The organism is Pseudomonas costantinii, assembly GCF_001870435.1.
GTDB lineage: Bacteria > Pseudomonadota > Gammaproteobacteria > Pseudomonadales > Pseudomonadaceae > Aquipseudomonas > Aquipseudomonas costantinii.
Window position 1 is genome coordinate 73008 of the sequence record NZ_MDDR01000057.1, and the last position, 24748, is coordinate 97755.

Below are 24748 nucleotides of genomic sequence, written 5' to 3' on the forward strand. Positions count from 1 at the left end.
CGCACTTATGCCTAGTTTATGCGCCCCCCGCCCCGCGCTTTAAGGCCCTGCCCCATGGTTTTGCGTTTCCGTCCCGTTGTCACTTCACGTTTCGCCCTTGGCCTGCTGCTCAGCGGCGGTATCGGTAGCAGCCTAGCGGCTGAGATAGAACTGCCGGCGGTGAAGGTCCAGGGCCAGGATGAGTCCGGTTATCGCAATGAAACCGCCTCGGTCGGCGGTTTCAATGAAGCACCGCTACTGGACACCCCGGCCTCGATCACGGTGATCAACGCTGAACTGATCAAGGACCAGCAAGCACGCCTGCTCAGTGAAGTACTGCGCAACGATGCCTCAGTGGGCGACAGCTATGCGCCAATCGGCTACTACGAGAACTTCGTGGTGCGCGGCTTCTCGCTGAACGCGGCCAGCAGCTACAAGATCAACGGGCGCACCATCACCGGTGAGCAGAACGTCGCGCTGGAAAACAAACAGCAGGTAGAAGTGCTCAAGGGCCTGGCCGGTTTGCAGAGCGGGATTTCCGAGCCCAGCGGCGTGATCAACTACGTGACCAAGCGCCCGGAAGATGTGCGCTCGGTGACGGTGTCCACCGATGATCGTGGCAGCGGTTATATCGCCACGGATGTCGGCGGTTGGTTTGGCAGCGAACAGCAATTCGGCCTGCGCGCCAACGTGGCCCATGAAGATCTGCATTCCTATGTCGAGCATGCAAATGGCCAACGGGATTTTGTATCCCTGGCCTTTGACTGGAACATCAGCCCGGATGCGCTGTTGCAGTTGGATGCGGAATACCAGAACAAGCAACAGCGCTCGGTGCCTGGCTATCAGTTGCTGGGCGGTACCGAAGTGCCGCATAACGCGTCGCCGAAAAAGCTGCTGGGGTACCAGAGTGGGTCCCATCAGGTTGGCATTGACTCGTTGAACCTCAACGGCAAGTTTGAATACCGGTTCAGCGATCAGTGGAAAGGCAGCGTCAGTGCGGCGCGCAGCAAGGTGGTGATTGACGATTACAGTTCGTTTGCCTGGGGCTGTTACTACGTGGGTACTTGCAACGCCAACACCTTTAGCCCTGAAGGCGACTACGACATTTACGACTACCGCAGCCCCGACGACACCCGCCGTGACGATGAAGTGCAGGCGGCAATGACCGGGTTGTTCGACACCGCAGGGCTGGGCCATGAATTGACCTTTGGCACCAGCGCCTTTCGCCGAGTTGTGGACAAACGCGACGCGGTGAACGAATACATCGGCAGCGGCAATATCAACGAAGATGCACCGACCTTCGCCCCCACCGACAAGCCTCTGAACGACAGCCATCGCAACCTCGACAGTCGCCAGTACGGGCTGTTCGTCACCGACCGCATACGCTTCAACGAGCAATGGCAAACCATCCTCGGTGGCCGCGAAGTGCGCCTCGATGAAAAAGCCTTCGACAAGAATGGCACCGAAACGCGCCACACCCAGCAATACGTGTTCCTGCCCCAGGCTTCATTGATCTACAAACCAGTGGAAAACGTTTCGCTATACACCAGCTACAGCAAGGGCCTGTCATTGGGCGGTACAGCGCCGTGGTTTGCAACCAACTCAAGCGAGACCCTGGCCCCGACCACCTCACGGCAAATCGAAACCGGTGTGAAATACGATTGGCGCCGCATCAGTTTCGCCGCTGCCATCTTCCAGACCCGCCAGGCCTACCAGTACGCAAAACCTGACGGCGCCGGCCACTTCACCTACGTGCAACAAGGCGAGCAGAAAAATACCGGATTGGAACTGTCCGCCAATGGCTGGGCCACCGACCGCCTGCAGATCGCGACCAGCGTGGCGGCGATTCGCGCACGCGTGACCGGCAGCGGTACACCTGAATACGAAGGCCACCAGGCGATCAACGTACCCAAGCTGCGCGCCAGTGTGTATGCCGACTATGCGTTGCCGTGGGTGAATGGCCTGGCCGTGCTGGGCGGCGTGCAATACAGCGCCAAGAAGTACGCCAACCGCACCGGTAATGTGGAGGTGGGAGATTATGCGGTGGTCAATGTCGGCAGCCGTTACACCACCAGGATCGACGGCTATGAGACGGTGTTTCGCCTGAGCGTCGACAACCTGTTCGACAAGCGATACTGGCGCGACGCAGGCGAATACATGGGCGATGACTACCTGTTCCAGGGCGCACCCTTGACGGCGCGCCTGAGTGCATCGGTCAATTTCTAAGCCTTACTTGGGCATCTTGCGAAAACCAACGGCCAAGCGGTTCCAGCTGTTGATGGTCGCAATGGCCACGCTCAAGTCGATCTGTTCTTGCGCGCTGAATTCGGCGGCAAGCGCATTGTAGTCTTCATCGCCTGCGTGGGTCTGGCTGATCAGGGTCAGGCTTTCGGCCCAGGCCAGGGCGGCGCGCTCACGCGGGGTGAAGAACGGCGTTTCGCGCCAGGCCGACACGGTGTAGAGGCGGCGCTCGGTTTCACCGCCTTTGCGGGCGTCGGCAGTGTGCATGTCGAGGCAGAAGGCGCAGCCGTTGATTTGTGAGACGCGCAGACGGATCAGCTCCAGCAACGGCAGTTCTATCGACAGCTTGCCGACGGCGGTTTCCAGGGCGAGCATGGCTTTCATAGCGTCTGGGGAGGCGGTGTAGAAATCGGTACGGGTTTGCATGGTAGTACTCCAGAACGGTGTGGATTGGTGGCTAGGTTAGTCACCGAGGTGATCTGGAGGAATATCCAATTTGGGGGAAGAACAGGTGACCAATGTCCCACCACAAACCGCCTCGCACCGACAAATACCGGCGATTGGGCGGCGCAGATCAGTTATCCGCCGAAGGTTTGCGAGGGGCGGCGCAAAGTGGGATCGAATGGATTGATCCTTGGCCCTATAGCCGCCGCCTCGCGCTTCAACAACTCCACCACCATCGGCAACCGCGTAGGCCCCAGCCGGTCACTGATGGTCGCCACACTCAACGCCGCTACCGCATGCCCATCCCGATTCAGAATCGGAACCGCCAACCCGGCCATGCCTTCCAGCACGCCCGTGTTGCGCGCGGCATAGCCCAGCGTGCGTACGTTCTCCACTTCGGAACGCAACAGCACTTCGTCATATAGGTGAAAGTCCTTGAGCCGTGGCAGGTTGTAGCGAATCACCGTCTCACGCTCTTCCTCCGGCAAAAACGCCAATATCGCCAGGCTGCCCTGCCCCACGCCCAATGCCACGCGCCCACCAATATCACCGGTAAAGGTGCGAATCGGGTACGGCCCTTCGCTGCGGTCCAGGCAGATCGCATCGAACCCGCTGCGCGCCAACAGAAACAGCGAGTCCCCCAGTGAAGCACTCAAACGCAACATGCTCGGCCGCACCAGGTCGCGCAGGTTGCCGGTCTTGCCCGCATTCGCCGCCAGCGCGAAGAACTCCAGGCTCAGGCGATAGTGCTTGCTGCGCGCGTCCTGTTCGACCATGCCTTCGTCCATCAGGCTACGCAGCAGGCGGTGCGTAGTCGGTTGGGACAGGCCCACTCGTTGCGCAAGTTGGGTGACGCGCTCGCCGCCTTCTGAAACCGTGCCAAGCACTCGCAGCAACGCGAACAAACGAGATACGCCACCCGCGCCGACTTCTTTCAGTTGCCCTTCCTTTGGAAAATTATTCCGCTCAGTGGAATCCATAACATTCAATCTCGACATAAATTCTATTGAATGAATAAAACTGAAATTAGTAGTCCGTTCAGTGAAATTCTATCTTCCACCCATCCTAGTCTTCGTCCTAATCTGCGTCCACAGGGGCGAAATGAACAACTAACGGCAGCCGACCCAGATCGAGCGCCAACGCACCCGCAACACGCTTTCGCATCTGCCCAAAACAAAAAAGCGCGTTTCGACGCGACTCAAAAAAGGTGGACCGCAGACATGGCTTTTCTCCAACTCAACGCCTTGAGCAAACGCTACGGCGCCGTCGACGCGGTGGTCGCTACCGACCTTTCAGTCGAAAAAGGCGAGTTCGTTTCCCTGCTCGGCCCCTCCGGCTGCGGCAAGACCACCACCTTGCAAATGATCGCCGGCTTCGTCGATGTGAGTGGCGGGCAGATCCTGCTCGACGGGCGCGACATCACCCACGCCAAGCCCGCCAGCCGTGGCTTGGGCGTGGTGTTCCAGAGCTACGCGCTGTTCCCGCACATGAGCGTGCGCGACAACGTCGCCTTCGGCCTGAAAATGCGCAAAGTGCCGGCCGCCGAGATAGCCAATAAAGTCAAAACCGTTTTGGAACTGGTGCGCCTTGCTCCACACGCCGAGCGCTACCCGCGCGAATTGTCCGGCGGCCAACGCCAGCGCGTGGCCCTGGCTCGCGCGCTGGTGATTGAACCGCCGGTGTTGCTGCTCGATGAACCGCTGTCCAACCTCGACGCCAATCTGCGCGAAGAGATGCAGTTTGAAATCCGTCGTATCCAGTGCGCCGTGGGCATCACCACCTTGATGGTCACCCACGACCAGGCCGAAGCGCTGTCAATCAGCGACCGCGTGGTGGTGATGCAGGCAGGGCGCGTAACCCAGATCGACGCGCCGTACAAACTGTATGAGCATCCGCGCACGCGCTTCATTTCGGACTTCGTCGGCAAGGCCAATCTGTTGCCCGGCGACTATGACGAACTCGGCACCCCACAAGTGCGCCATACAGGCGGCGACGGCGGGCTGACCCTGAGCCTGCGCCCGGAAAAAATTCAGCTGGTGGACGCAGGTCTGGGGCGACTGCAAGGCAAGGTCCTTGACCGCTACTTCTTCGGCAGCCAGTGGCTGTACCGCATCCACACCAGCCTCGGCGAAATCACCGTGGTGCGCAGCAATGACGGCAGCCCACCGCTGGGCTGCGGCGCAGCGGTAGGCCTGGAATGGCAAGCCAGCCTGCTGCGCGTGCTGGCAGCGGATGAGGTGCACGCATGAGTCGGGGCTATCTGTTGTCGCTGCCGGCCCTGGTGCTGTTCAGTGGCTTGTTGATCCTGCCGCTGGTGATGACTCTGGTGTTGTCGTTCAACGTGTTCGACTACCAAGTCGGCGTAAAGGCCGATGAGTGGACCTTCGCCCACTACCTGTCGCTGTTCAGCGACGCCTACTTCTACGAGATTTTCTGGCGCACCTTCTGGATCAGCGCATTGGTGACCTTGCTGTGCGTGGTGATCGGTGTGCCGGAGGCCTACATCCTCAGCCGCATGGGCACGCCATGGCGCTCGATTTTCCTGATCCTGATCCTGACGCCGCTGCTGATTTCGGTGGTGGTGCGCGCCTTCGGCTGGAGCCTGCTGCTCGGTGCCGATGGGCTGGTGAACCAAGTGATCCAGGCCCTCGGCGGGCGCCCGGTGAAACTGCTGTACACGCCGTTCGCGGTGATCATCGCGCTGGTGCATGTGATGTTGCCGTTCATGATCATTCCGGTGTGGACCTCCCTGCAAAAACTCGACCCTTCGGCCGAACAGGCGGCGTTGTCGCTGGGCGCGAGCCAGGCCACGGTGATGCGCAAAATCGTTTTGCCGCAGGTGATGCCCGGCGTGTTGTCCGGCACCCTGATCGTGTTCGGTCTCGCCGCCAGCTCCTTTGCGATCCCCGGCTTGCTCGGCGGGCGGCGCCTGAAAATGGTCGCCACCGTGGTGTACGACCAGTACCTCTCGGAACTCAACTGGCCCATGGGTGCAACCATCGCGGTGGTGCTGCTGTTGGTCAATCTGCTGATCATGCTGAGCTGGAACCGCATGGTCGAAGGCCGCTACAAAAAGTCCCTGGGGGTTTAAGCGCATGACTAGAAACGGTCCTTTGGCCCTCGGCTTCCATGGCCTGGTGGTGCTGTTCATGATGGCGCCGCTGGTGGTGGTGTGCCTGGTGGCTTTCACTCCGGAGAACACCTTGAGCCTGCCGACGTCGGGTTTTTCCCTGCGCTGGTTTCGTGCGGTGTTCGAGCGTGCCGACTTCATCCATGCGTTCTATAACAGCCTGATCCTGGCGTTTACCGCTGCGACCCTGGCGACGCTGATTGCCGTGCCGGCGGCCTTGGCGATCAGTCGCTACCAGTTTCCCGGGCGCAATTTTTTCAGCGCGTTGTTTTTGTCGCCGATCATCATCCCGCACCTGGTGCTGGGCGTGGCGATGCTGCGGTTGTTTGCGCTGATGGGCGTCAACGGCAGCTTTACCTGGCTGATGCTGGCGCACGTAGTGATCATCACGCCGTACGTGCTGCGCCTGGTGCTGGCCGCAGCCATCGGTATTGATCGCAGCGCCGAGCAGGCAGCGGAATCCCTGGGTGCCGGCCGCTTTACGCTGTTTCGCCAGATCACCCTGCCGATGATTTTGCCCGGCGTGGCCGGTGGCTGGTTGCTGGCGTTTATCAACAGTTTTGATGAAGTGACGCTGTCGATCTTTGTCAGCTCGCCGGCCACGCAAACCTTGCCGGTGCGCATGTACGTGTACGCCACCGAATCCATCGACCCGATGATGGCGGCGGTCTCGGCGCTGGTGATTGCGCTGACGGCGGCGACCATGATTCTGCTCGATCGGGTCTACGGCCTGGACCGCGTGCTGGTGGGGAAACATTGATGGCCTTGTTCAAACGATTGGCCGAAACCCAGCGCCCTGCCCTGGCGTTCACCCTGGACGGCCAACCGGCCAGCGGCTTGCTCGGCGACACCCTGTTGACCGCCATACTGACCTGCGCCGACCACGTGCGCGGCAGCGATTTCAGTGCCGAGCGTCGTGCCGGTTTCTGCTTGATGGGCGCCTGCCAGGATTGCTGGGTACGGCTTGAGGATGGGCGCCGCGTGCGCGCCTGTTCAACCCTGTTGGAAGCAGGCCAGGCGATCAGCCGTGATCCGGGGCGCCAACCATGAAGCCGGTGGTGATTGTGGGCGCAGGCCCGGCGGGAATCAGCGCGGCGCGCACCCTGCTCGAGCATGGCATCAAACCGTGCCTGGTGGATGAGAGCCTGCGCGGCGGCGGGCAGATCTATCGGCGCCAACCCGCGAACTTTCAGCGCTCGGCCAAGCAACTGTATGGATTTGAAGCGGGCAAGGCCGAGGCCGTGCATCGCACGCTGGATGAACTGGCGCCCTTGATCGACTACCGACCCGAAACCCTGGTGTGGAACACCGAGGACGGGCGCCTGGATATGCTCAACAACGGCCGCGCCGAGAGCCTTGAGTACTCGAAGATCATTGTCGCCACCGGCGCGACCGATCGAATTTTGCCGGTGCCGGGCTGGACCTTGCCCGGTGTCTACAGCCTGGGCGCCGCGCAGATTGCGTTGAAGTACCAAGGCTGCGCCATCGGTGAACGGGTGGCGTTGTGTGGCAGCGGGCCGTTGCTGTACCTGGTGGCTTATCAATACGCCAAGGCGGGCGCCAAGGTGGTGGCGGTGCTCGACAGCGCACCGTTCAGTGCCCAATGCCGCGCATTACCGGCGCTGCTCGGGCAACCGGCGACCTTGGCCAAAGGTGTGTATTACCGCGCCTGGCTGACGGCCCATGGGGTTCCCGTGCATCAGGGTGCAACCCTCAAGCACATCGACGGTGAGCAGCGGGTCAGCGGTATCCGTTGGGGCGAGCAAACGCTGGAGTGTGACGCGGTGGCCTTCGCCCACGCCCTGCGCAGCGAGACGCAACTGGCGGACTTGCTCGGCTGTGAATTTTCCTGGAATGGATTGAACCGCGCCTGGTTGCCGCAACGCGACAACGCCGGGCGCAGCAGCATCAACGGGGTTTACCTGGCCGGTGATGGGGCCGGGATCATGGGCGCCGATGCGGCACACATGGCCGGTGAGCGCGCGGCACTGGCGGTGCTGGAAGACTCGGGCATCGCGATTGATCATCGCCGCCCCGCCGTTCTGGAGCAGCAATTGGCGGGCATCCAGCGTTTTCGCCATGGACTGGAAACCGCATTTCCCTTCCCTGAGCAGTGGGCTGCGCAGGCGCCCGACGAGCTGATTGTATGCCGCTGCGAAGAAGTCAGCGTCGGCGACGTGCGCGCGGTGGTCGATGAAGGCCACTGGGAAATCAATCGGGTCAAGGCCCATTGCCGCGTCGGCATGGGCCGTTGCCAGGGCCGTATGTGCGGGCTGGCGGCGGCCGAAATTATCGCTGAGCGCAGTGGCCGAGGCATTCAAGACGTCGGCCGTTTGCGTGGCCAGGCCCCCATAAAACCGCTGCCGTTTGGCGTGGAGGTGCAGCCATGATCGATGTCATCGTTCTAGGCGGGGGGATTGTCGGCGCTTCGGCGGCGTTGATGCTTGCGCAGAAAGGCCGGCGCGTCGCGCTGGTGGAGCGCGATTTTTGTGGCTCGCACTCCAGTGGCGTCAACTATGGCGGCGTGCGCCGCCAAGGTCGGCCATTGCATCAGTTGCCGCTGTCACAACGCGCCCATGAACTGTGGTCTGACTTGCCGGGGTTGATCGGCATCGATGGAGAGTACGTGCGCTCCGGGCATTTGAAGTTGGCGCGCAGTCATGCGGATTTCGCTGCGTTGCAGGCGTATGCCGAACACACCCGTGGCTTTGGCATGAACTTGCAGTTGCTGGATTACACCGAGCTGCGTGCACGATTCCCTTGGGTGGGCGATATCGCGGTAGGCGCCTCGTTGTGCCCGGAAGATGGGCATGCCAACCCGCGACTGGTGTCACCCGCCTTCGCCCGTGCAGCACAGCGCCACGGCGCGTCAATCTACGAGCAGGCGGAAGTGGTTCGAATTGAGCACGACGGCCATCGCTTCCAGATTCACTGCGCCAATGGCCTGCACCTCCAAGCACCGTGGCTGCTCAATTGCGCTGGCGCCTGGGCCGGCACCGTCGCGAAACTGTTTGGCGAGCCGGTGCCGATCACTCCAGCACACCCGGCGATGCTCGTCACCGAGCCGTTGCCGGTGGTGATGAACGTGAGCACGGGCGTCGAAGGCGGTGGAATTTATGCGCGTCAGGTTGCCAGGGGCAATTGCATCCTCGGCGGCGGTCGCGGCTTTGCCCTGGGCCCGCAACAGGCACGCCCCGGGCAAGCGGCGGTGCTGGAAATCCTGCGCAATGCCGGCGAGCTTTACCCGTTCCTCAAGGGTGCCCAGGCGATTCGCACCTGGAGCGGCACCGAAGGTTACCTCCCCGATCATGAGCCGGTGATCGGCCTCAGTAGCACCACACCTGGCCTGCTCCACGGTTTCGGCTTTGCCGGCGCCGGGTTCCAGCTCGGTCCCGCAGTCGGTGAAGCCTTGGCAGAGATTGTCTGCCTGGGCGCCAGCCGCCACCCCATCGAAGCGTTTTCCATCCGTCGTTTCCAAGCCTGAGAGGAAAAACACCCATGAACACACGTATCGCGCTGTCCTGCTTGTCCCTCGCATTGCTCGTGTCCACCGCCCATGCGGCGCCGACGCTGTACCTGGGCATGAACGGCGGCACTATGGAACGGGTGTACGCCGACAAGGTGCTGCCCGCGTTCGAGAAGGCGAATAACGTCAAGGTGGTGATCGTGCCCGGTACCTCGTCGGACATTCTCGCCAAGGTCCAGGCCAACAAAGACAACCCGCAAATGCACGTGATGTTCCTGGATGACGGCATCATGTACCGCGCGATTTCCATGGGCCTGTGCGACACGCTCACGCCGAACCCGACCCTGGACCAGATCCCGGCCAAGGCGAAGATCAAGGATCAAGCCGTGGCCGTGACCCTGGGCGTGACCGGCCTGGGCTACAACGCCAAGATGTTCAAGGAGAAAGGCTGGGCGCCGCCCACCTCGTGGATGGACCTGGCCGACCCGCGCTTCAAGGACAAAGTGGTGTTCCAGTCCCTGGCCTCTTCGACTTTCGGCTTGCACGGCTTTTTGATGTTCAACCGCATCCAGGGCGGCTCAGAGACAGACGTGGAGCCGGGCTTCAAGGCCTGGCCAAAAACCGTGGGCCCCAATGTGCTGGAATACATCGCCAGCTCGGCAAAAATCTCCGAGATGGTGCAAACCGACGAAGCCGCGATCTTCCCCCTGACGCCGACCCAGGTCACGACCCAGAAACTGCTGGGCATCCCCATGGAATACGCGCAACCCAAGGAAGGCGCAGTGGTGCTGAACGTGGCCGAATGCGTGATCGCGCGTAATGACCAACCGGAACTCGCGCAGAAACTCGCGGCGTTCCTGCTGACCGCCCAAGCCCAGGCCCCGGCCTTGGAGGAAGGTGATCAAATCCCTTCGAACCCGACCACACCGACCACCGACAAGACCCGTGCGCGGGTGGAGGCGATGCAGGGTTACTTGCAGACGGCAATTTCGATTGATTGGGACCAAGTGAACCGGGCGCGGCCGGAGTGGAATGCGCGCTGGAGTCGCTCGATTGAACGCTAGCCCTTAAAGATCGTTCCCACGCTCCGCGTGGGAATGCAGCTCTGGACGCTCCGCGTCCTGCCTTTAAGTCTTGCGTATAGGTGACGCGGAGCGTCACGGGAGGCATTCCCACGCAGAGCGTGGGAACGATCAGGGGGTGATCGGTAAGGCGCGTTTGTGCGCTGTCTTGCTGTACGCACCCTCAACAATCGCCCTCACCCGCTCACTCACCGGCTCGCCCATCAGGTAGGCGTCGATCTCTGCATAAGAGCAGCCGTAAGCTTGCTCATCTGCCTTGCCTGGCGCCAACTCTTCAAGGTCGGCGGTGGGCTGTTTGTGCACCAGGTTCGCTGGTGCGCCAAGGGCCGTGGCCAGCAGGCGAACCTGGGTTTTGGTCAGGCCCGAGAGCGGTGCCAGGTCGCAGGCGCCGTCACCGAACTTGGTGAAAAAACCCATCAACGCTTCGGCGCCGTGGTCGGTACCGACGACCAGGCCGTTGTGCAGGTTGGCCACGGCATATTGCGCGATCATCCGTGAACGGGCTTTGACGTTGCCTTTGATAAAGTCGATCTGCTCGGCGCTGGCTTGGTCAGTCGACAGGTTGGCCATCAAGCCGTCGACGCTGGCGGCAATATTCAGGGTATCGATATGGTCCGGGGTGATGAAATCCAGGGAAGCCTGGGCATCGCCTTCATCTGCCTGGGCTTTATAGGGCAAGCGCATGGCGATAAAGCGCGCGGCGTAGTCTTCGGCTCGCATCTGCTCAACCGCCAACTGGCACAGGCGGCCGGCGGTTAGGGAGTCAACCCCGCCGCTGATGCCCAGTACCAAAGCCTTGCAGCCTGAGTTGCGCAGCGTGGTCTTGATGAAGTCGATGCGTCTTTGAATCTCCTGCGGTTCACCGCCCCTGACCAGCGACCGATTGATCTTCAGTTCCTGGGCGATACGTTCTTGAGTTTGCATGTCACACCCCCACGCTGCCGACGTTAAATACCTTCGCCGCATACTGCAAAAACGAGGCGTCTTCGCAGACATTCTTGATCGGATCATCGGAAAACTTCACCACCGGTTCACCGTGTACCCGCACCAGTTTCATCACGATGCTCAGCGGTTCCACACCCTCCACATCACAGGCCAGGCTGGTGCCCATGCCAAACCCAAACTTAGCCTTGCCCCGCACGTGACGCAGGATCGGCAGGCATTTTTCAAAATTCAGACCGTCGGAGAACATCAGGTCCTTGGTCATGGGGTCGATACCCAGTTCTTTGTAGCGGGCCAAGACCTTGTCGGCCCAGGCGATCGGATCACCGGAGTCCTGGCGCAGCCCGTCGTAGAGTTTGGCGAAGTACAGGTCGAAGTCCTTGAGGAAAAAGTCGGTGCTGATGCAGTCGGTCAAGGCAATGCCGAGGCGACCGCGATACTCACGCACCCAGTTCTCCAGCGCGGCGTTCTGGCTCTCGCGCAGACGCCCCAGTTGCTGGTGCACCATCAGCCATTGGTGGGCCATGGTGCCGATCAGCGGCAGGTCGAACTCATAGGCCAGGTGCGCGTTGCTGGTGCCGACAAACTGGCCGGGGAAGTCGCGACGCATGATGTCGACGACTTCGCGCTGAGCCTTGAACGACAGACGCCGACGGGTAGAGAAATCGGAAACACGCAGGTCGGCCAGTTCGTCGCGGCTGAGGTTTTTCTCCAGCCAGTCGAACTTCTGGTAGAGCTTGCGGGTGACGTCTTCCAACGTGACATCGGGGTATTTGTCGCGGTTGCGCAGCTCGCTGACCAACGCCAAGACCGGCTGTTCGAACATGATGCAGTGCAGCATCGGGCCAACCACGCGGATGTTCAGTTGCCTGTCGATTTCGCTGACGTGGATATAGCGCAGGTTGAAGCGAAACAGGCCGAGGAAGCGCTCGTAATCCGGGGTCAGGTATTCGCGAAAACGTGGGTTGAACAGAAAGCGCAACTCACCTTCACGCATGTGCAGGCCGCCGAGTTTTTCCAGCTCGTCGCGCAGTTGCGGGATCAGGTGACCGAGCTTTTCCTTGGCGCGTACGATGAAGTTGTATTCCACATCGACGTTGGGGTGCTGGTGCAATACAGCCTGCATCATGGTGAAGGTGTAGTAGTCGGTGTCGAGCAAACCCTGGATCACCGGGGACTCGTAGTCGTAGGCACTTTCCATGGTGTGTCTCCTTAACGCGTGGCCATCGCGGCCAGTTCTTCGCGGGTGCTGCTGATGACGGCACCGGCCTTGAGCAACTCATTGACGGCTTTTACGCCGCCCTCCTGCGTAATACCTCTGCACGCCGGCAGGTGCAGGACCACTTCCAGGCCGGACTTGAGCAGTTGCAGCGCAGTGGTTTTGACGCAGTAGTCCAGGGCCAGGCCGCCGACGATCACACGCGTCACGCCTTGCGCTTTCAGATACTCAATGACGCCGGTGGACAGCTTGTCGTGCAGGTCGTGGTAGCACGCGCCGTAAGGGTGAAGGTCGGGTTCGACGCCTTTCCAGATGAAGTAGTCGTAGTCATACGGCGCGGGCAACTCGTCCAACAGCGTGAAGCCCTCGGTGCCCGGTACACAGTGGGCGACCCAGGTGATATCGGCGTGAGCCAGGCCGGTGGGTTGGTACATGTCGCTGCGTTGCGTGACCACCCAGGGGGCCTGCGGCGTGTGGGCGTCTTTACTGCCGACGCGGTGGCCGGCGAGGCTGGCCATATAGTTGAGCTCGGCGCCGATCTGATCGCCGCCTGCTACAGGCAACTCGTCGGGACACAGCGGCGTGAAGCTCTTCTGGGGGTCGACGTCGAATGAAGCAATGGCAGTTTTCGAGAGGGTCATGGTGGTTCTCCTGTGGCCTGGAAACAAAAGTACACGTCGTGTACTTTCATTGCAACAAATATCTATTTATCTATCCTTGTATCAGTACATGACATATCTGTTCGATCCGTTAGACTGTGCCCCGCCATTGTTTATAAGGATTTCACATGTCACTTAGCGCCTACCTGCACACCGTCGACCTGTGCGCACTGTTCTACTGCCGCACCTCCGGGGAATTAAAGCTGCTGTTGAATAAACGTGACGCCGAGCCTTTTGCCGGGCATTGGGCGTTACCGGGCGTGGTGGTGAACGGCGGTGTGCAAGATCTGAGCCTCAAGGATGCGGTGGAGCGGTTGCGCGCGAGTGACAAGGTGGGTTTGAACCTGGCCTGGAGTGAACAAGTCGGGACGGTGGGTGATGCGTTTCGTGATCCGCGCTGTTGGTCGTCGTCCACTTACTACCTGGCGATCGTGGCGGATGAAGTGACGCTGGCTGAGCATCAAGGCTGGTTTTCGTTGAATGCCGTGGCGGATGGCAGCATCAAGCTGCCGTTCGATCACAACCTGATCGTGGCGGCCGTGCAGGAGCGGTTGTTTTCCAAGTCGCTGTACAGCAGCTTGCCGTTGATGTTTTTGGGAGATGAATTCAGCGCGCCGCAAGCCACCACGATTTTTTCCCTGGTGCTGGCGCGGCCGGTGTTGAAGAGCAGCATTCGTCAGCGCTTGTTAAAGCTGACCGAGGCCGGGTATTTGCGTGAGACGGGGCGCAAGAAGAATGGCGAGGGTGGACGGCCACAGGCGACGGTACAGAGTTTAAAACCTGGAGATATTTACTTCTTTGATCGCAGTTTTGCGGAATAGCCTCGCCCTCAGGAACAATGAAGATCAAATGTGGGAGCGAGCAAGCCCGCCCACATTTTGCTCCGCGTAGAGCTTCAGTTCATCCAGTTCCCGCCATCGACGTTGTAGGTTTGCGCCACCACATAGTCGGCCTCCTTCGACGCCAGGAAAATCGCCATCCCGGTCAAATCCTCCGCCGTGCCCATCCGCCCAAACGGCACCTCAGCCCCTACCCGCCTCTTCTTCTCGCCGGGCGCCAGACCTTCATGCTTGGCGAACAGCGCGTCCACTCCGTCCCAGTGCTCGCCGCCCACCACACCCGGTGCGATAGCGTTGACGTTGATGCCCTGCTTGATGAGGTTCAGCCCCGCCGATTGCGTGAGGCTGATCACCGCCGCCTTGGTCGCGCAATAGATCGCCACCAGCGGCTCGCCACGGCGCCCGGCCTGGCTGGCCATGTTGATGATCTTGCCGCCATGGCCTTGGCTGATCATCTGCCGCGCCGCCGCCTGCAGGGTGAACAGCGTACCGGCGACGTTGATCGAGAACAGCCGCTCATAGCTGTCACGGGTGATGTCGACGACGGGCGCCAGGTCGAACAACGCGGCGTTGTTGATCAGGATATCCAGCTTGCCGGCATGGGCCACCACGGCGGCAATCGCGCGGTCGATAGAGGCTTGGTCGGTGACATCCATCTCTACTGCGTAAGCGTGTGAGCCCAGCTCGGTAGCCGTTGCCTGGGCCCGTTGCAGGTTGATATCGGCGATGGCAACGGTGGCGCCTTCGGCAATATAGGCCTGGGCAAAGGCACGGCCGATCCCACGCGCCGATCCGGTGATCAGCGCGCTTTTACCTTCCAATCGTTTCATGGGGGTGTCCCGTCAAGGTTGTTTCGGATAACCGGCGCGCTTCATCTCACGCTCGGTGGTGGACTGAGCTTGGAGCAAGGCCTGGTCAACCGACATGCCGCCGGTGAGCGCCGCCGAGAACAGTTTGCCGACGGAGGTGCCGATGGCCTGGAACTCCGGGATGGTCACGTACTGGATGCCCACGTACGGCACCGGTTTGGCCGAAGGGTGCGCGGGGTCGGCATGTTTCATCATCTCCAGAGTCACTTGGGCAAACGGTGCAGCCTTCAAATAAGCCTCGCTGTAGGTGGACTGGCGGGTGCCCGGCGGTACGTTGGTGATGCCTTCTTTATCCGCCACCAGTTGGATGTAGTCCTTGGAAGTCGCCCAGGTGATAAACGCCTTGGCGGCGTCCTTGTGCTTGGAGGTGGCCGGAATCGCCAGGGACCAGGCATAGAGCCAGGAAGAGCCCTTGTCGGTGACTTCAGTCGGGGCCGCTGCGAACCCTACGCTGTCGGCAACCTTGCTCTGGCTTTTGTCAGTGGTGAAGGAGCCGGCGACGCTGGCGTCGACCCAGATCGCGCACTTGCCGCTGTTGAACAGGGCCAGGGTTTCGTTGAAGCCGTTGCTGGAGACGCCCGGTGGGCCGTACTTCTTCAGGGTGTCGACGTAGAAGTTGGCAGCCGCTGTCCACTCAGGGCTGGTCAATTCAGGCTTCCACTGTTCGTCGAACCAGCGCGCGCCAAAGGCGTTGGCCATGGTGCTCAGCAGCGCGACGTTCTCGCCCCAACCGGCCTTGCCACGCAGGCACATGCCGTACTGGTCTTTGTCCTTGGCGGTGAGCTTGGCGGCGAACTCGCCAAGCTGAGTCCAGGTCGGATGCGCGGGCATGCTCAAGCCGGCCTGCTTGAACAAGTCGGTGCGGTAGTAGGTGACGGTGCTTTCACCGTAGAACGGCAACGCATACAGGGTGTTGTTGACCGACAGCCCCTGGCGCACGGCCGGGAATATATCGTCGGTGTCGTAGGCTGCCGGCAGTTGAGTCAGCGGCTCCAGCCAGTGCTTGGCGCCCCATAGCGGGGTTTCGTAGGTGCCGATGGTCAGCACGTCGAACTGCCCGCCCTGGGTGGCGATATCGGTGGTGAGGCGTTGGCGCAGCACGTTTTCTTCCAGTACCACCCAGTTGAGCTTGATGTCCGGGTGCTGCTGCTCAAACACCTTGGACAGGCGCTGCATGCGGATCATGTCGCTATTGTTGACCGTCGCGATGGTCACGGTGTCGGCAGCGTAGCTGGGCATGGCCAATGCCAGGCCGGTCAGCAGGAACAGCGCGTGCGGGATCTTGGCTTTGCAGGTCTGGAGCATGGCGGTTTCCACCTGTTGTTTTTGTTGTTGAGCGCCGATTACAGCAGCTCTGCCTGGCCCTCACAAACGCATGGCGAATGCCCGGCTGATACTTTTTTAACCGGGACGGCGGATCAAAAAAGTATCAGTGCCGGGTAAAACCGGGAGTAGCGCTCACACCGTGCAGGCGCGTATTTTGGGGTTATTCCAAGAACCCTAAGAAGACTTGCCATGCCTGTCAGCCGCGCCAAGCTGTTCGAGCACCGCCCCGCTGAGCTGGAAGTGATCCTGCCCGAACCGGACCACTGCTTTCGCTGGTTCGAACACGACTATCCCTACGACCTGGCGCGCTGGAATCACCACCCTGAGTTCGAAATACACCTGATCCGCCAAGGCAGCGGCAAGTTAGTGGCGGGCGACTATATCGGCGCGTTCAGTGCCGGGCATGTCGCATTGATAGGCCCGGACCTGCCCCACGATTGGATCGGCGAGCTGGCCCCGGGCGAATACCTGACCGGGCGCGATGTGGTGCTGCAATTCGACGGCGCCGCCCTCCTCGCACTGCGCAAGACCCTGCCGGAGCTCGGCGACGTGCAGGCGTTGTTCGAACACGCCCGGCGCGGCCTCGAATTCAGCGGCGACACGGCCGTGCAGGCGGCACGCTTAATGGAGGACATCGGCAGCGCCCACGGCCTGCAACGACTGATTCTGTTCCTGCAGTTGCTCAACACCTTGAAGAATGCCCCACCGCCGCAAGTCCGAGCACTAGCCAGCCCCTGCTACGCGCCCACCCTGGACGCACGCAGCGCCGAGCGCATCAACAAGGCCTTCGACTACCTGATGCGCGAACTCACCGGCGATTTGCGCCTATCGGTCATCGCCCAGCAACTGGAGATGAGCGAACCGGGCTTCTCGCGCTTCTTCAAGCGCAACACCGGCCACGGGTTTATCGACCTGATGCGCAAATTCCGCGTGCAGCGCGCCTGCCGCTTGTTGCTGCAAAGCGATATGTCGGTGGCCGATATCTGTTTTGAAGTGGGCTACGCCAACCTGTCCAACTTCAATCGGCACTTTCGGATCGAGATGGGCCAGACACCGAGTGAATACCGGCGGGAAACGGCGATGCACCTGTTCAACCGCATCGCCGATCAGCCATCGCCCTATAACACGGCCCATTGAGCTAATGCCTGCTGCGCCAAGCGGGCAACCTCAAGATCGACATCTGCACGCTGGCGCTCTCCATCCTCAAGAAACCAGGCTGCCGACAACCCCGCATGAGCCAACACCCATTGCAGCAAGCGTGGGCGTGAGAGCCCGGCAGCTTGGGCGATGACGCCGACTTGGCGATTAAACCTTACCGGGTCATTACAGGTAGGCAAATCCGGATTACAGATCAGATTGGCGTAGTCGTAACCCCGCTCGCCCATCACTCGCTTGGGATCAATGGCCAGCCAACCGCGAGGGCCGAAGTCGAGAATATTCTCGTGATGCACATCGCCGTGCAGTACCACGATGTCCTGTTGTGCGGCCAGCAATGTGCGCGCCATCGCTGCGCAGTCGAGCAACACACCGCCCTCGCGCCCGGCAGCCGTCCATAAAGACTGGAACCAGTCTTCCAGGCAGAGCAACCCTTGCGGCGCAGGGGATAGGCGTGGCGCATGCAGTCGGGCAACCGTCACGCAGGCAATAAGGCTGGCTTCATCATCCTGGCCATTGAGCGCCATGCGCATCAAGGAACCCAAGCCGGTCGCCCGCTCCATTAACACGGCCGTGTCGTCATGGGCAAAAACCCGCGCAGCACCGTCACCCTCCCACCAGCTCATCAGCCGCCCACCGAGCTGCTCTTCTGAGGTGTGGGCAATTTTCAACATCGCCGGAATGCCTTGCCAACGCACGGGCAGCAGGTGGCTGCCGGGAGTAACGATAGGGTCGCCATCGACACTCAGCTTCCAGGCTTGCAAATAGCGATCGAACATTCGAGGCGCTCCTCGTATTGGCCGGTAAGAATGCCACAAATGACACGCTCATTTTCTGACCAAATCGTCGGTTAATTCGACATTTTTCCAAATACTTCAATCAATTGAACAAAGTTGGTACAGCCTATGCAAACGTTTGCGTAACGAACTTGACAGCCAAGTTCACCTTCACCCGCAGAATCGGGTTTAAACCGCGTACGAATAGGGATTTTCAATGCACTCCACCTCAAGGCGTCCTGCTTCCTTTGGTGTTTCTTTGCTACTGGCCGCCGTTACGGGAGTACTCAGTGCACCCATTTTGGCGCAGCAACAACCTGTCGATGACTCAGCACAGGGCGAAACCCTCAGCCCTGACACCAAGAGCACCGAAGCCAGCCCGGCGAAAAAAGGCGTGTACATGTCGGAGTGGTTTAACCAGGACCTGACACTGATCGGCAGCAAAGACATCAGCTTCGGCCCCAAGCCGGCTGATGACGTGTATCTGGAATACGAGTACTTCGGCCGCAAGGGCCCCTTCGAGTTGTACGGCTATATCGATGTGCCAAAGATTCTCGGCATCGGTAACAGTAATGACAAAGGCGCATGGGACCATGGCTCGCCGGTGTTCATGGAACATGAACCGCGCATTTCCATCGACTACCTGGCAGGTCGCAGCCTGGCCGTCGGCCCGTTCAAGGAATGGTATGTAGCGTTTGACTGGATCTACGACCACGGCAGCAACAAGTCGAATCGCGCCAACACCTTGTACAGCGGCTTGGGCACCGATATCGACACCCACTCGCGGGTCAACCTGTCGGCCAACTTCTATGGGCGCTACCAGTGGGAAAACTACGGTGCGAGCAATGAATACTCGTGGGATGGCTATCGGGCGCAAATGAAATACATCGTACCGATCAGCAGTTTCGACAACGGTGCCTCGCTGACCTACATCGGCTTCACCAACTACGATTTCGGATCAAGTCTGCACAAGGACAACCCGGCACGCACCGCCAATTCCACAGTGGCCACCAACGTGCTGCTGTATTCCTTCACCCACCTGCGTTTCACCCTGGTCGGTCGTTACTTTCATAACGGCGGCAACTGGGAGGATGGCAGTGAGTTGAACTTCGGCGAGGGCAACTTCCGCGCCCGCTCCGACGGCTGGGGTTACTACGCCGGCGTGGGCTACCAATTCTGATCAAGGAGCATTAGATGAACGCATTTACCCGACTCTCAGTGGCCGTGGGCCTTGCCCTGCTGCCCCACGTGGTGCTGGCGGACGCCACGCCAATCAAACCCAAAGTGATGCTGATCACCATGTTCGCCCCCGAGGCGCAAACCTGGATCGATCGCCTGCAACTCAAGCAGGAAGTACGCGTGCCCGGCCTGTCCGCCGAGTACCCGGTGATTCGCTGCAACACCCAGGACGTGTGCCTGCTGGTGACCGGCATGGGCCAGACCAACGCTGCGGCCTCCACCCTGGCCTTGGCCTTGTCGCCCAAGTTCGACCTGCGCCAGAGTTATTTCCTGATCGCCGGGATCGCCGGTATCAGCCCTAAACACGGCACCATCGGCACCGCCGCCTGGGCGCATTACCTGGTGGAATTCGGTACCCAGTGGGAACTGGACTCGCGGGATGCGCCCAAGGATTGGCCGACCGGTTATATCGGCATCAACACCAAGGGCCCCAACGAAAAACCACCGTTGGACTACAAGACCGAAGTGTTTGAGTTGAACCCGAAACTGCAAGCCAAGGCATTTGCCTTGTCGCAGAAGGTTGAGCTGACTGAAAGCAAGGAATCCAGCGCCTGGCGCAAACACTACCCGGCCGCCCCCGCCAACCAACCGCCACAAGTCACCCGCTGCGATACCCTGGCGGGCAACACCTGGTTCTCCGGCACACGCCTGAGCGAGCGTGCCGAAGTCTGGACCAAGCTGTTGACGGATAACAAAGGCGAATACTGCACCACTCAGCAGGAAGACAACTCCACCTATGAAGCCCTGCTGCGCGCCAGCCGCGAAGGCTTGGTGGACATCCAGCGCCTGGCCGTGGTGCGCGCAGGCTCCGACTTCGACCGGCCGTACCCCGGCTACAGCGAAGTGGACAACCTGCTGAAGTATGCAGACCAGGGTGGTTTTGTACCGGCGCTGGAGAACCTGTACCGCACGGGGAATCCGCTGGTACAGGCGATTCTGAAGAACTGGTCGGCGTGGGAGAAAGGCGTTCCCGAAGCCTAGTGAAAATCAAAAAATGTGGGCGCGTGTTAAGGCAGGAAGATGATTTTGTCCGCACTGCCTTGGTTCACTTCCTCAAAACACTGCACCCCATCGGCCAGCGGCACTTCGCGCAGGCCGGTGGGCAGTGGCAGCAGCCCTTCGTCAAAGAAGCGCCCGAACTGCTCGAGCATCACGGCGCACTGTTCGCAGTTATAGAGCAAAGAGTTAATCCCCACCACCGAGCCGCCTTTGCGATACAAGGCCAAGGCCGGCAGCTGTACGTGGCCATCGACCGGAGCGGCGATGATTGCAATGCGCCCGAAGGGTGCCAGGCCCGCCACGGCAGCGGGCAACCAAAAGCCCGTCGTGTCAAAGATCACATCGGCCCCGCCCTTAAATACGCCATTGACCTGCGCGCCCAAGTCTTCCGGTTTACCCAGGGCTATCGCGTCGAAACCTTGCGCCTGTAGCACGTCAACCTGATCAGCCTTGCGCACGGCTCCCAACACCTGTGCACCGCGAATCTTCGCCAAGGCCAACGCCGCGCTGCCTACCGCTCCATTCGCGCCAATCACCAACAACCGCGTGCCCTTGCCCACACCGCTACGCTCCAAGGCATCCCAGGCGGTGGTGTACGGCACGCCAAGGCTGGCAGCCTGGGCAAAACTCAAGTGGGTTGGCTTGTGCGCCACGCCCTTGGCCGACACCGTGAGGTACTGCGCGTGGGAACCGTCGGCAAAAAAACCGAGGTCGCGGCCGGTGCCCCAGACTTCCTGACCGACCAGTTCCTGTGGGCCCTCTACCACCACGCCCGCGAAGTCACGCCCAGGAATACGCGGCAACGTGGTGTAAGGAAAGCGGCCCAGCACGTTTTTAACGTCGCTGGGATTCAGGCCTGCCGCCTTGATCTGCACCAGTACTTCACCAGCGCCAGGGACTGGGGTGGCGACGTCGACGAAGCTCAGGGCGTTGAGGTCGCCGGTCGCGGAAAATTGCAGTGCTTTCATGGCCAATATCCATCGAAGATAAAAGAAGAATCAGGACAACCAACCGCTGACCAACTGTCGCCCCATGGGCCAAAGCTGTTCGCCGAGCAACATGCCCATCAGGCCCACCAAAGCAATGGCGGGGGGCGCGGGTGAGCGGAAATCCAAGGCACCGTAGATCACGCCGACAAACAGGCCGATGGCGAGGGAGATCAGGTAGTTCATAGGGGCAGCGCCTTGTGGGTTGATGGGCTCAGTGTAGAGAGCCCATTCCTGAAGCATCGGCCAAGTGCTTCAGGATTTCGGCCAATTCCTCAACCGATGTAGTGCGATGGAGCCACACCCAGCTCGCGACGGAACATGTCGCTGAAGCTACTCGGTGAATAGCCCAAGGACCGCGCAATACCGCTGACTGACTGGCCTTGAATCAGCTCCGCCACCGCCGTGGCGAGCTGAACCTGACGGCGCCATTCGGCAAAGCCCATGCCCAGATTGTTCTGGAATAGGCGCGACAGCGTGCGCACGCTGGCACCGGCCGCTTCGGCGTGTTGTTCGAACGGAATCTCCAGGGACGGCGCAGCCATGACCGCCTGGCAGGCGTTGATCAAGCGGCGATCAGCCTCCACCGGCATGGCAATCCGGATCTGCGAGCGGCGCGCCCGTTGCAGCTCCAGCAAGGCGAGACCGACCACGGCGTCGTAATAAGCGGGATCGCCGTTGTCGCCTTGATCGACCAATGTGACGATGAGTTCGCGCAACAGCCCGCCGACTTCAATCACTTGCACTTGACTGTCCAGCGTCGCCGCCAATGCAGGACGCAGGTAGATATTGCGCATCTGCAGGTCCGAGACCACGCGAATGCCGTGCTCCACGCCCGGTGGCAGCCACACGGCACGCTGGGGCGGCACGACCAGGGCTTCACGCGGCGTCTCGACCCACATCACCCCGCTCATGGCGTAGAGCAACTGTCCCCAATCATGGCTGTGGGGTTCAACATACAACCCGCGCGGGTAGGTGCGCGCCAAAGGTTGCACGGGGACGGCGTGATCACTGAGGTCGGGGGGCGCGGCCAGGGCCATGGAGATCCACATCAATCAAGGGGAGATCACCATGGTAAAGATCAGCAGCCGACAAACCGAGCAATTTTTACTAACCCTATAGACGCCAAGCAGCCGGTGGTTGTCGATGAACCTGAACGGGGCACATGAGGGAAAAATTCCTCGTAGGAAAAGTAGGTCAGTTCTGATTTTACGGGCCACTATTCCAGGGCACAGTATGCGGCGTGCAGACTCCGATGAAATCTTTTTGGAGACGTGCCATGGATGTCGTGTACTACAAACAATCGCGCTCTAAACGAGCGGCCTCAACCAGCGGTCGGGCCGTCTTTGAAAGCCCACCGAATTTTGGCTATATTTGGCCAAAATATGGGGAAAACCACATGATTACCGTACCCTTGGGTGAAGCGAAAAATAACCTGTCAAAACTGGTTGATGAGGCCGCCGCCGGCAAAATCATCACTATCGCCAAGCACGGCCGTGCAATGGCGCAGCTTGTTCCTGTGGGGAAATCCAAAGGCCGGCGAATTGGCGCAATGAAAGGGAAGCTCGTCATCCCCGAAGACTTTGATGCGCCCTTGCCAGACGATTTACTCGATGCGTTTCAGGGCAGCCATTCATGAGAGTGTTGCTGGACACCCATATCCTGCTTTGGGCCCTGAATGATGACCCCAAACTATCCAAAAAAGCTCAAAAACTGATTGAGAATGCAGCAGAGATTTACATAAGCGCTGCGACATTCTGGGAAATGGCAATCAAGGTCGGCTTGGGAAAGCTCAATGTGGATTTGGATGAAATCCGTGAGTACTGCCTGGAAAGCGGCTTCGTCGAGTTGCCCATCACTTCGGAACATGCAATTGCGGTAAAGGATCTTGAGCAACATCACAAAGATCCTTTCGATCGGCTCATCGTTGCGACAGCCATGAGCGAACCGATGAAACTATTAACGGCCGACCCACAGATTGCCCAATACACATCCTTGGCGATCCTGGTGTAGATCGCACCCTGGCAACGGGTCTTTTAATCAAAACAACCACTGTCCTATCAACCACGCATTCGCCCCACTGATCACCGCGAACAAGAACCACGCCAATAACCGCGTGGGCAGCCGGTTGACGAACGGCCCCATCAGTTGCTTATCGTCGGTCATACGGATCAGCGGGTACAGCGCGAACGGCAACTGCAGGCTGAGTACCACCTGGCTGAGGATCAGCAGCTTGCCGATGGCGTCGTCGCCCATCAGCCATACCCCTAGAAACGCTGGGATCAGTGCCAGTCCACGGGTGATCAGGCGTCTCTGCCAGCACGGAATGCGCAGATTGAGGTAACCCTCCATGATCACCTGCCCGGCGATGGTGCCGGTAAAGGTCGAACTCTGCCCGGAGGCCAGCAAGGCGACACCGAACAGAATGCTGGCAAACGCCCCCCCCACCAGCGGGTCCAGCAGGTGGTAGGCGTCCTGGATCTCGACCACTTCAGTGTGACCCGTCTTGTAGAAGGCCGCAGCGGCCAACACGAGGATCGCAGCGTTAACCAGCAACGCAAGTGTCAGGGAGCCGATGGTGTCGATACGTGCCAACTTGACTGCGTCCTGGCGGCTGGCCAGGTCTTTGCCGATCAGGCGCGTCTGCACGATCGAGGTGTGCAGGTAGAGGTTATGGGGCATCACCGTGGCGCCGAGGATACCGATGGCCAGGTATAACGGCGCAGCATCGCTGATGGCTGACAGTGACGGGGTGAAACCACTGAATACGTCCGGCCAGTAAGGTTTGATCAGCACCAGCTCGATAAAGAAGCAAACGCCGATTGTTGCGACCAGCGCCAACATGATGGCTTCCAGGCGGCGGAAACCTCGGTTTTGCAAGGCCAGGATCAATAACGTGTCGAACGCGGTGATGACGATACCGGTGGTCAGTGACACGCCGAGCAACAAGTGAAACGCCAGCGCACAGCCGAGTACTTCGGCAAGATCGGTGGCGACAATGGAGATTTCGGCCAGCACCCATTGCGTTCGCGAGGAGCGCTTGCTGTAGCGCTCACGGCACAGTTGCGCCAAATCCTTGCCGGTGGCGATGCCCAGCCGCGAACACAGGCACTGCACCGCCATCCCCGCCAGGCTGGCCAGCAGGACTACAAACAAAAGGCTGTAGCCGTAGCGCGAACCGGCCTCGATGGCCGTTGCCCAGTTGCCGGGGTCCATGTAGCCGATCGAGATCAGTAAACCGGGGCCGGCAAACATCAACATCCGTTTGAAGAACGAAGCCTTGGGATCGACGACTACGGAACCGGCCACTTCCGGCGGGCAGAACGGGGCGGTAGCGGTTTTTGGCAAACTGAATTTCACGCGGCATCCCAGGCAAAAACACAAGACAGGCACGCAG

Annotated in this window: 26 protein-coding genes; 14 read left to right on the forward strand and 12 right to left on the reverse strand. The window is 60.3% G+C overall.

Annotated features, from left to right (window positions below; genetic code table 11):
• Window positions 1-54: 54 nt before the first annotated feature.
• Entirely contained in the window at window positions 55-2205 is a 2151-nt protein-coding gene (locus BFL40_RS28035) for a TonB-dependent siderophore receptor (protein WP_071486982.1), read from the forward strand.
• Window positions 2206-2208: 3 nt separating this feature from the next.
• On the opposite strand, the gene BFL40_RS28040 is transcribed toward BFL40_RS28035, so the two are convergent.
• A complete protein-coding gene (locus tag BFL40_RS28040; RefSeq protein ID WP_071486983.1) occupies window positions 2209-2646 on the reverse strand; it encodes a carboxymuconolactone decarboxylase family protein in 438 nt (145 codons plus the stop codon).
• Window positions 2647-2798: 152 nt separating this feature from the next.
• Window positions 2799-3644 carry an IclR family transcriptional regulator gene (locus BFL40_RS28045; RefSeq protein WP_071486984.1) on the reverse strand — a complete coding sequence of 282 codons (846 nt, stop codon included), beginning with the start codon at window positions 3642-3644 and terminating at the stop codon, window positions 2799-2801.
• Between the two features lie 240 nt (window positions 3645-3884).
• Between BFL40_RS28045 and BFL40_RS28050 the strand changes: the two genes are divergently transcribed.
• The 7 genes from BFL40_RS28050 to BFL40_RS28080 are packed head-to-tail and all read left to right on the forward strand — an operon-like array spanning window position 3885 to window position 10324.
• Complete coding sequence (locus BFL40_RS28050; RefSeq protein WP_071486985.1) at window positions 3885-4913, forward strand: ABC transporter ATP-binding protein; 1029 nt, start codon at window positions 3885-3887, stop codon at window positions 4911-4913.
• Window positions 4910-5755: an ABC transporter permease gene (locus tag BFL40_RS28055; protein ID WP_071486986.1), complete on the forward strand. Its 846-nt coding sequence runs from the start codon at window positions 4910-4912 to the stop codon at window positions 5753-5755. The genes BFL40_RS28050 and BFL40_RS28055 overlap by 4 nt, the downstream gene beginning before the upstream one ends.
• A gap of 4 nt (window positions 5756-5759) precedes the next feature.
• Window positions 5760-6554, forward strand: coding sequence for an ABC transporter permease (locus tag BFL40_RS28060; protein WP_071486987.1), 795 nt, complete (start codon window positions 5760-5762; stop codon window positions 6552-6554).
• Window positions 6554-6844, forward strand: coding sequence for a (2Fe-2S)-binding protein (locus BFL40_RS28065; protein ID WP_071486988.1), 291 nt, complete (start codon window positions 6554-6556; stop codon window positions 6842-6844). The genes BFL40_RS28060 and BFL40_RS28065 overlap by 1 nt, the downstream gene beginning before the upstream one ends.
• Window positions 6841-8184: an FAD/NAD(P)-dependent oxidoreductase gene (locus tag BFL40_RS28070; RefSeq protein ID WP_071486989.1), complete on the forward strand. Its 1344-nt coding sequence runs from the start codon at window positions 6841-6843 to the stop codon at window positions 8182-8184. The genes BFL40_RS28065 and BFL40_RS28070 overlap by 4 nt, the downstream gene beginning before the upstream one ends.
• The gene (locus tag BFL40_RS28075) at window positions 8181-9278 is read left to right on the forward strand and encodes an NAD(P)/FAD-dependent oxidoreductase (protein WP_071486990.1); all 1098 of its coding nucleotides are present in this window, start codon (window positions 8181-8183) and stop codon (window positions 9276-9278) included. Before BFL40_RS28070 ends, BFL40_RS28075 begins: the two co-directional genes overlap by 4 nt.
• Window positions 9279-9292: 14 nt before the next feature.
• The gene (locus BFL40_RS28080; RefSeq protein WP_071486991.1) at window positions 9293-10324 is read left to right on the forward strand and encodes an ABC transporter substrate-binding protein; all 1032 of its coding nucleotides are present in this window, start codon (window positions 9293-9295) and stop codon (window positions 10322-10324) included.
• Window positions 10325-10453: 129 nt separating this feature from the next.
• On the opposite strand, the gene nadE is transcribed toward BFL40_RS28080, so the two are convergent.
• From nadE to BFL40_RS28095, 3 genes are read right to left on the reverse strand one after another with little or no spacing between them, the layout of a single operon-like run.
• Complete coding sequence (gene nadE, locus BFL40_RS28085; RefSeq protein WP_071486992.1) at window positions 10454-11266, reverse strand: NAD(+) synthase; 813 nt, start codon at window positions 11264-11266, stop codon at window positions 10454-10456.
• Between the two features lies 1 nt (window position 11267).
• Window positions 11268-12485, reverse strand: coding sequence for a nicotinate phosphoribosyltransferase (pncB, locus tag BFL40_RS28090; RefSeq protein ID WP_071486993.1), 1218 nt, complete (start codon window positions 12483-12485; stop codon window positions 11268-11270).
• Between the two features lie 11 nt (window positions 12486-12496).
• Complete coding sequence (locus BFL40_RS28095; RefSeq protein ID WP_071486994.1) at window positions 12497-13144, reverse strand: isochorismatase family protein; 648 nt, start codon at window positions 13142-13144, stop codon at window positions 12497-12499.
• A 146-nt stretch (window positions 13145-13290) separates the two neighbouring features.
• Between BFL40_RS28095 and BFL40_RS28100 the strand changes: the two genes are divergently transcribed.
• Window positions 13291-13983 carry an NUDIX hydrolase gene (locus BFL40_RS28100; RefSeq protein ID WP_071486995.1) on the forward strand — a complete coding sequence of 231 codons (693 nt, stop codon included), beginning with the start codon at window positions 13291-13293 and terminating at the stop codon, window positions 13981-13983.
• A 74-nt stretch (window positions 13984-14057) separates the two neighbouring features.
• On the opposite strand, the gene BFL40_RS28105 is transcribed toward BFL40_RS28100, so the two are convergent.
• Both BFL40_RS28105 and BFL40_RS28110 read right to left on the reverse strand, forming a co-directional pair.
• Window positions 14058-14831: an L-iditol 2-dehydrogenase gene (locus BFL40_RS28105; RefSeq protein WP_071486996.1), complete on the reverse strand. Its 774-nt coding sequence runs from the start codon at window positions 14829-14831 to the stop codon at window positions 14058-14060.
• 12 nt (window positions 14832-14843) lie between these two features.
• Window positions 14844-16109, reverse strand: coding sequence for an ABC transporter substrate-binding protein (locus tag BFL40_RS28110; protein WP_408003970.1), 1266 nt, complete (start codon window positions 16107-16109; stop codon window positions 14844-14846).
• 276 nt (window positions 16110-16385) lie between these two features.
• Between BFL40_RS28110 and BFL40_RS28115 the strand changes: the two genes are divergently transcribed.
• Window positions 16386-17333 carry an AraC family transcriptional regulator gene (locus BFL40_RS28115; RefSeq protein WP_071486998.1) on the forward strand — a complete coding sequence of 316 codons (948 nt, stop codon included), beginning with the start codon at window positions 16386-16388 and terminating at the stop codon, window positions 17331-17333.
• On the opposite strand, the gene BFL40_RS28120 is transcribed toward BFL40_RS28115, so the two are convergent.
• Window positions 17315-18130 (reverse strand): aminoglycoside phosphotransferase family protein, encoded by an 816-nt coding sequence (locus BFL40_RS28120; RefSeq protein ID WP_071486999.1) that lies wholly within the window; start codon window positions 18128-18130, stop codon window positions 17315-17317. The two genes, BFL40_RS28115 and BFL40_RS28120, sit on opposite strands and share 19 nt — an antisense overlap.
• A gap of 214 nt (window positions 18131-18344) precedes the next feature.
• Here BFL40_RS28120 and BFL40_RS28125 point away from each other — a divergent pair, with 214 nt between their 5' ends.
• Both BFL40_RS28125 and BFL40_RS28130 read left to right on the forward strand, forming a co-directional pair.
• Window positions 18345-19307, forward strand: a complete 963-nt coding sequence (locus tag BFL40_RS28125) for a nucleoside-specific channel-forming protein Tsx (protein WP_071487000.1) — start codon at window positions 18345-18347, stop codon at window positions 19305-19307.
• A gap of 14 nt (window positions 19308-19321) precedes the next feature.
• On the forward strand, window positions 19322-20347 hold the full coding sequence (locus BFL40_RS28130) for a purine-nucleoside phosphorylase (RefSeq protein ID WP_071487001.1): 1026 nt from the start codon (window positions 19322-19324) through the stop codon (window positions 20345-20347).
• A gap of 26 nt (window positions 20348-20373) precedes the next feature.
• On the opposite strand, the gene BFL40_RS28135 is transcribed toward BFL40_RS28130, so the two are convergent.
• From BFL40_RS28135 to BFL40_RS28140, 3 genes are all read right to left on the reverse strand, one after another.
• Complete coding sequence (locus BFL40_RS28135; RefSeq protein WP_071487002.1) at window positions 20374-21333, reverse strand: quinone oxidoreductase family protein; 960 nt, start codon at window positions 21331-21333, stop codon at window positions 20374-20376.
• Between the two features lie 30 nt (window positions 21334-21363).
• Window positions 21364-21537 carry a DUF1427 family protein gene (locus BFL40_RS33395; RefSeq protein WP_074851542.1) on the reverse strand — a complete coding sequence of 58 codons (174 nt, stop codon included), beginning with the start codon at window positions 21535-21537 and terminating at the stop codon, window positions 21364-21366.
• Between the two features lie 89 nt (window positions 21538-21626).
• Window positions 21627-22391 carry an AraC family transcriptional regulator gene (locus BFL40_RS28140; RefSeq protein WP_071487003.1) on the reverse strand — a complete coding sequence of 255 codons (765 nt, stop codon included), beginning with the start codon at window positions 22389-22391 and terminating at the stop codon, window positions 21627-21629.
• Between the two features lie 239 nt (window positions 22392-22630).
• Between BFL40_RS28140 and BFL40_RS28145 the strand changes: the two genes are divergently transcribed.
• Together BFL40_RS28145 and BFL40_RS28150 are read left to right on the forward strand one after the other, a co-directional pair.
• Entirely contained in the window at window positions 22631-22990 is a 360-nt protein-coding gene (locus BFL40_RS28145) for a type II toxin-antitoxin system Phd/YefM family antitoxin (RefSeq protein WP_074851544.1), read from the forward strand.
• Window positions 22987-23364: a type II toxin-antitoxin system VapC family toxin gene (locus BFL40_RS28150; RefSeq protein ID WP_071487004.1), complete on the forward strand. Its 378-nt coding sequence runs from the start codon at window positions 22987-22989 to the stop codon at window positions 23362-23364. The genes BFL40_RS28145 and BFL40_RS28150 overlap by 4 nt, the downstream gene beginning before the upstream one ends.
• A 27-nt stretch (window positions 23365-23391) precedes the next feature.
• Here the strand turns inward: BFL40_RS28150 and BFL40_RS28155 are convergent, their stop codons facing one another.
• On the reverse strand, window positions 23392-24711 hold the full coding sequence (locus BFL40_RS28155) for an Nramp family divalent metal transporter (RefSeq protein WP_071487005.1): 1320 nt from the start codon (window positions 24709-24711) through the stop codon (window positions 23392-23394).
• Window positions 24712-24748: the final 37 nt, after the last annotated feature.

Excerpts from the sequence above, each read along its gene's own strand:
- BFL40_RS28035 (WP_071486982.1), top strand. The coding sequence starts at position 55 with ATGGTTTTGCGTTTCCGTCCCGTTGTCACTTCACGTTTCGCCCTTGGC.
- BFL40_RS28040 (WP_071486983.1), bottom strand. The coding sequence starts at position 2,646 with ATGCAAACCCGTACCGATTTCTACACCGCCTCCCCAGACGCTATGAAA.
- BFL40_RS28045 (WP_071486984.1), bottom strand. The coding sequence starts at position 3,644 with ATGGATTCCACTGAGCGGAATAATTTTCCAAAGGAAGGGCAACTGAAA.
- BFL40_RS28050 (WP_071486985.1), top strand. The coding sequence starts at position 3,885 with ATGGCTTTTCTCCAACTCAACGCCTTGAGCAAACGCTACGGCGCCGTC.
- BFL40_RS28055 (WP_071486986.1), top strand. The coding sequence starts at position 4,910 with ATGAGTCGGGGCTATCTGTTGTCGCTGCCGGCCCTGGTGCTGTTCAGT.
- BFL40_RS28060 (WP_071486987.1), top strand. The coding sequence starts at position 5,760 with ATGACTAGAAACGGTCCTTTGGCCCTCGGCTTCCATGGCCTGGTGGTG.
- BFL40_RS28065 (WP_071486988.1), top strand. The coding sequence starts at position 6,554 with ATGGCCTTGTTCAAACGATTGGCCGAAACCCAGCGCCCTGCCCTGGCG.
- BFL40_RS28070 (WP_071486989.1), top strand. The coding sequence starts at position 6,841 with ATGAAGCCGGTGGTGATTGTGGGCGCAGGCCCGGCGGGAATCAGCGCG.
- BFL40_RS28075 (WP_071486990.1), top strand. The coding sequence starts at position 8,181 with ATGATCGATGTCATCGTTCTAGGCGGGGGGATTGTCGGCGCTTCGGCG.
- BFL40_RS28080 (WP_071486991.1), top strand. The coding sequence starts at position 9,293 with ATGAACACACGTATCGCGCTGTCCTGCTTGTCCCTCGCATTGCTCGTG.
- nadE (WP_071486992.1), bottom strand. The coding sequence starts at position 11,266 with ATGCAAACTCAAGAACGTATCGCCCAGGAACTGAAGATCAATCGGTCG.
- pncB (WP_071486993.1), bottom strand. The coding sequence starts at position 12,485 with ATGGAAAGTGCCTACGACTACGAGTCCCCGGTGATCCAGGGTTTGCTC.
- BFL40_RS28095 (WP_071486994.1), bottom strand. The coding sequence starts at position 13,144 with ATGACCCTCTCGAAAACTGCCATTGCTTCATTCGACGTCGACCCCCAG.
- BFL40_RS28100 (WP_071486995.1), top strand. The coding sequence starts at position 13,291 with ATGTCACTTAGCGCCTACCTGCACACCGTCGACCTGTGCGCACTGTTC.
- BFL40_RS28105 (WP_071486996.1), bottom strand. The coding sequence starts at position 14,831 with ATGAAACGATTGGAAGGTAAAAGCGCGCTGATCACCGGATCGGCGCGT.
- BFL40_RS28110 (WP_408003970.1), bottom strand. The coding sequence starts at position 16,109 with ATGCCCAGCTACGCTGCCGACACCGTGACCATCGCGACGGTCAACAAT.
- BFL40_RS28115 (WP_071486998.1), top strand. The coding sequence starts at position 16,386 with ATGCCTGTCAGCCGCGCCAAGCTGTTCGAGCACCGCCCCGCTGAGCTG.
- BFL40_RS28120 (WP_071486999.1), bottom strand. The coding sequence starts at position 18,130 with ATGTTCGATCGCTATTTGCAAGCCTGGAAGCTGAGTGTCGATGGCGAC.
- BFL40_RS28125 (WP_071487000.1), top strand. The coding sequence starts at position 18,345 with ATGCACTCCACCTCAAGGCGTCCTGCTTCCTTTGGTGTTTCTTTGCTA.
- BFL40_RS28130 (WP_071487001.1), top strand. The coding sequence starts at position 19,322 with ATGAACGCATTTACCCGACTCTCAGTGGCCGTGGGCCTTGCCCTGCTG.
- BFL40_RS28135 (WP_071487002.1), bottom strand. The coding sequence starts at position 21,333 with ATGAAAGCACTGCAATTTTCCGCGACCGGCGACCTCAACGCCCTGAGC.
- BFL40_RS33395 (WP_074851542.1), bottom strand. The coding sequence starts at position 21,537 with ATGAACTACCTGATCTCCCTCGCCATCGGCCTGTTTGTCGGCGTGATC.
- BFL40_RS28140 (WP_071487003.1), bottom strand. The coding sequence starts at position 22,391 with ATGGCCCTGGCCGCGCCCCCCGACCTCAGTGATCACGCCGTCCCCGTG.
- BFL40_RS28145 (WP_074851544.1), top strand. The coding sequence starts at position 22,631 with ATGGATGTCGTGTACTACAAACAATCGCGCTCTAAACGAGCGGCCTCA.
- BFL40_RS28150 (WP_071487004.1), top strand. The coding sequence starts at position 22,987 with ATGAGAGTGTTGCTGGACACCCATATCCTGCTTTGGGCCCTGAATGAT.